This is a genomic window from Arthrobacter sp. Hiyo1, assembly GCF_001263615.2.
In the GTDB taxonomy this organism is placed as follows: Bacteria; Actinomycetota; Actinomycetes; order Actinomycetales; family Micrococcaceae; genus Arthrobacter.
The window spans coordinates 89,186-92,825 of record NZ_DF952472.1 but is presented as its reverse complement, the minus strand read 5'-3'; the positions used below and the strand labels follow the sequence as shown (position 1 = coordinate 92,825).

Genomic DNA, 3,640 nt, shown 5'->3' with positions numbered 1-3,640 from the left:
ACCGGTACGAGGCCCTCGGGTGGACGCGGGCGGGCGAACTGGCCCCCTAGGAGCGCCGGGTCTTCCGTGAGGTCCGGCAGCTGGAAGCTGCTAGGCATCGATCACCAAATCGGTTCGTGCTGTGGAGCAGCAGGGCAGGAACTTGCCTGCCTCGATTTCCCGTGCCCGAATCCCGCCCTGGTGGTTCATGTCGACCTCCCCGGAGAGCTTGACGACCTTGCAGGAGCCGCACATGCCCTCTTTGCAGTTCGCTCCGATCCTGACGCCGGCACGCTGCGCCACCTCGAGGATGTGTTCGGAGGGGTCGATGCGCACGTTAATGCCGGTGCGCATGAAGGACAGGGTGAGGCTTCCCGTTCCGACCGTGTCGAAGCTCGAGGCATCGGAGGACCCGGCCTGCGGTCCCACGTCCGGACTGCCGTCGGGGGCTTCGGGACCGGGAACGTCAGGGTCGACGGTTTCCAGCGGCAGGCCCGTGGCCTGCAGGGTTCCATCGGCGTCGTAGCCCGGCTCGTAGAGCCCGAACGCGGTGGGCTGGCTTTCGTAGTAGTCCTCGGCGGAATCGGCTATTTCCTCGGCTATTTCCTCCGCAATGTCCACTGCAAACGCGAGCTCCGCCTGGTATTCAAGGAGCGTCTGGCGATCTCCCGAGAAGAATTCCATGTAGATGGAGGTGTCGTCGACGCCGACCTTCTTGAGGAGCTCGGTGGCTGTGTTCAGGTAACCCTCGGGGCCGCAGGCGTAGACTTGGCGGCCGTTGGCGTCGGGAGCCACCTCGTCGAGCATGGCCGCCGTCAGCCTTCCGGTGAGCCCTTCCCAGCCCTCGGGTTTGCTGCGGTCGCCCAGGGAGTAGAAGACCTTGACCCGCGAGTCCACGGAGGCGATGTAGGCCAGCTCCTGGTGGAAGGCAAAGTCTCCGGCCGCCGCCCCGTGGTAGAGCACCACGACATCGGCTTGTCCGGGCAGCGAGTGGATGGTCCGCACCATCGACATGATGGGGGTGATGCCAGCGCCGGCGGCCAGGAACAGGTACCGTGCCCGCCGGTCGGCGTCGGGCAGGTGGAATGCCCCGACTGGTCCGAGCATGTCGAGGACGGTGCCGGGTTTGACGTTCTGGTGCACCCACGGCGAGACCTGTCCCGTGGGGTCGCATTTGACTGTGATGTCGAAGGTCCACGGCTTGGTGGGCGAACTGGACAGCGAGTAGCTGCGGTCCACCGCGTCCTGGTCCGCGCTTCACGGGAAAGGCGACGTTCACGTACTGGCCCGGACGGAACGCCAGCGGCGCACCATCGCAGCGGCGAAACACGAAGGTCATCATGCCGCCCACCTCGGGAACGGTCTCGACGCATTCGGCCAAGAACTCCTGCGGATGCCAGGGGCCCAATGCGCGGGCGGCGCTTGCGGGTCCCTCGGTGCTGCCCATGACCCTGTTCCACGGCATCTCAAGACCGCGAATGCGCTGTGGTTCCTGGACGGCCGTCTCAGTGCCGAGTTCGATCATGCCAGGTGCTCCTGCACGCGCTGCACGTACCAGTTGATGAACGCCTCCACCTGGTATTCGCTCTTCATGTACGGGCCGGGTTCGTAGGCGGGGCTGCCGGCGCCCTTCTGGCATAGCTCCACGAACTCCTTGTCCTGCAGATTGGTCTGCTTCCAGGTGTAGGTGAGCTTCTCCAGGTCGTAGTCGACGCCTTCCTCGGCGTCGTCAGCCACCAGCCAGGTGGTGCGTACCAGTGTCTGGTGTTCGTTGATGGGGAAGACGGCGAACGTGATGACGTGGTCGCTCTGGAAGTGGAACCAGCTGTTGGGCTGCAGGTGCATCGAGCAGCGGCCAAGGCGGAAGTCCCGCAAGTCGCCGAGCAGCTTCTTGGAGAGCCTGCGCCCGTCGGCCGAGAACGATTCGCCCTCTCCGTCGAGCGATTCACGTGAGATACGGATTCCCGCGATGCGGGTGTCGAGCTCCTCGACCACCTCGTAGGGAAGGCCATAGCGGCGGCAACGCTCCTCGAGCGAGGACTGTGCTTCCTTGTTGCGGTCCCACACCTCTTCGAGATGGGCCGGGATCAGGCCCTCCGTCAGACCCCAGGTGGGAAAGAGGGAACAGGCAAGCTCGGGGTGGCCGTCGCAGTGGTAGCACTCACGGTTGTTCTCCATGACGAGCTTCCAGTTGCCCTCCTCGATGATGTTCTGCTGGTAGGCGACTTTAGTCTTCGACAGATCGTGCGGCGCGAGGTAGGGCTCGAAGATCTTTGAGGTTTCGTCGAAGTCGGTTGGCGGTTCGTCGGCAATGCAGACGAAGATGAGTCCGGCGACCATGCGGCTGTGGGCGCGCTTGAGGCCGAAGCAGCCCTTGTCGAACTTGGTTTCCCCCGGCGCCGAGGCATGGATCAAATTGCCTTCGGGAGAGTAGGTCCAGGAGTGATAGCCGCACACCAGGTTTCCCGTTGACCCCGCGGGCTCGGTCAGGACGCGGGCGCCGCGGTGGCGGCACACGTTGTGCAGGACGTTCACGCCGCCGTCGTCGTTGCGCAGCACGATCAGGGAGTAGGGACCGTAGTCGACGGTGACGTAGTCGCCCGGCTCCGGCAGTTCGGCGATGCTGGCGGCATAGATCCAGTGCTGGCCAAAAATGGCCTCCATGTCGATCTTGAAAATCGTCGGATCGGTGTAGAAGGGGGCGTTGAGGGAATACCCCACGCGCCGGAACTCGAACAACTCGGTGATTTCCGCCAACTGTTCGGCAGGCAATGACGAAGCGAGTTTTCGGCGTGAATTGAGGGGCGCGTTCACTGGAGCAGACATGTGTTTCCTCCCGGGAGGGCTAGGTAGGGGGCGATCCATCGAGACCGGCGTTGGTGGGTGCAATCGCCGTTGTCGAACGTTTTATTCATGAGATTAGAGCCGATCGATCTGCAACAAAAGCGCAGGATTGTGGAGATAACAGTGCACAATAGATGCATGATCGATCCACGGCTCATAACACTTCGGGTGTTTGCCCAGTGCGGCACCATTGGCGCAACCGCAGAGCTCACGGGCTATTCTCCCTCCGCCGTCTCCGCGCAATTACGGGAGTTCCAGCGCGTGCTTGGAATGCAGCTGCTGACGAAGGACGGCCGGGGTGTGCGGCTGACCGCCACAGGCCGTTTTCTCGTGGCGGGCTCGGACACCCTCATTGCCGAATGGGAGAACCTGCGCGCTGCGGCCATGGAGGCCGGCGAGCAGATACCCGCGCGTTTTGGACTCGGCGGATTCTCCACCGCGGCCGCCCAGTTGCTCGCGCCGCTGGCCGCCACCTTGCGCTCAACACACCCGTCGCTGGAGGTGCAGGTGCTGGAGGCCAACCCGGCCCGCTGCTTCGACTTGTTGGTTGCCGAGCGGATCGACATCGCGGTCATCGTCGCCATGCAGTCCGACACCTATGTTGAGGACGATCCGCGCTTCGAGCAAACCGTTCTGCTCGACGATCCATTGGACGTGATCATTCCTTCCAGCCATCCGTTGGCATCGCGGGAAAAGGTCACGCTCGAAGAGCTGGCGTCGGAACCCTGGATCACCGAGCTGCCGGATCCACCTACATTCCCTGTTCACCGCGGCGTTCACGGCAGTCGGGGTGACGCCGCGGATTGCCCATGACGGC

At 63.7% G+C, this 3,640-nt stretch carries 1 protein-coding gene and 2 pseudogenes; 1 reads left to right on the top strand and 2 read right to left on the bottom strand.

Annotation, left to right across the window (positions count from 1 at the left end; translation table 11 throughout):
- Nucleotides 1-90 precede the first annotated feature (90 nt).
- Nucleotides 91-1,504, bottom strand: a pseudogene (locus AHiyo1_RS14070) (ferredoxin reductase).
- Nucleotides 1,501-2,805 carry an aromatic ring-hydroxylating oxygenase subunit alpha gene (locus AHiyo1_RS14065; RefSeq protein ID WP_059388985.1) on the bottom strand — a complete coding sequence of 435 codons (1,305 nt, stop codon included), beginning with the start codon at nt 2,803-2,805 and terminating at the stop codon, nt 1,501-1,503. Before AHiyo1_RS14065 ends, AHiyo1_RS14070 begins: the two are co-directional and overlap by 4 nt.
- A gap of 156 nt (nt 2,806-2,961) precedes the next feature.
- Between AHiyo1_RS14065 and AHiyo1_RS14060 the strand changes: the two are divergent.
- A pseudogene (locus AHiyo1_RS14060) lies at nt 2,962-3,640 on the top strand (LysR family transcriptional regulator); the annotation flags it as partial.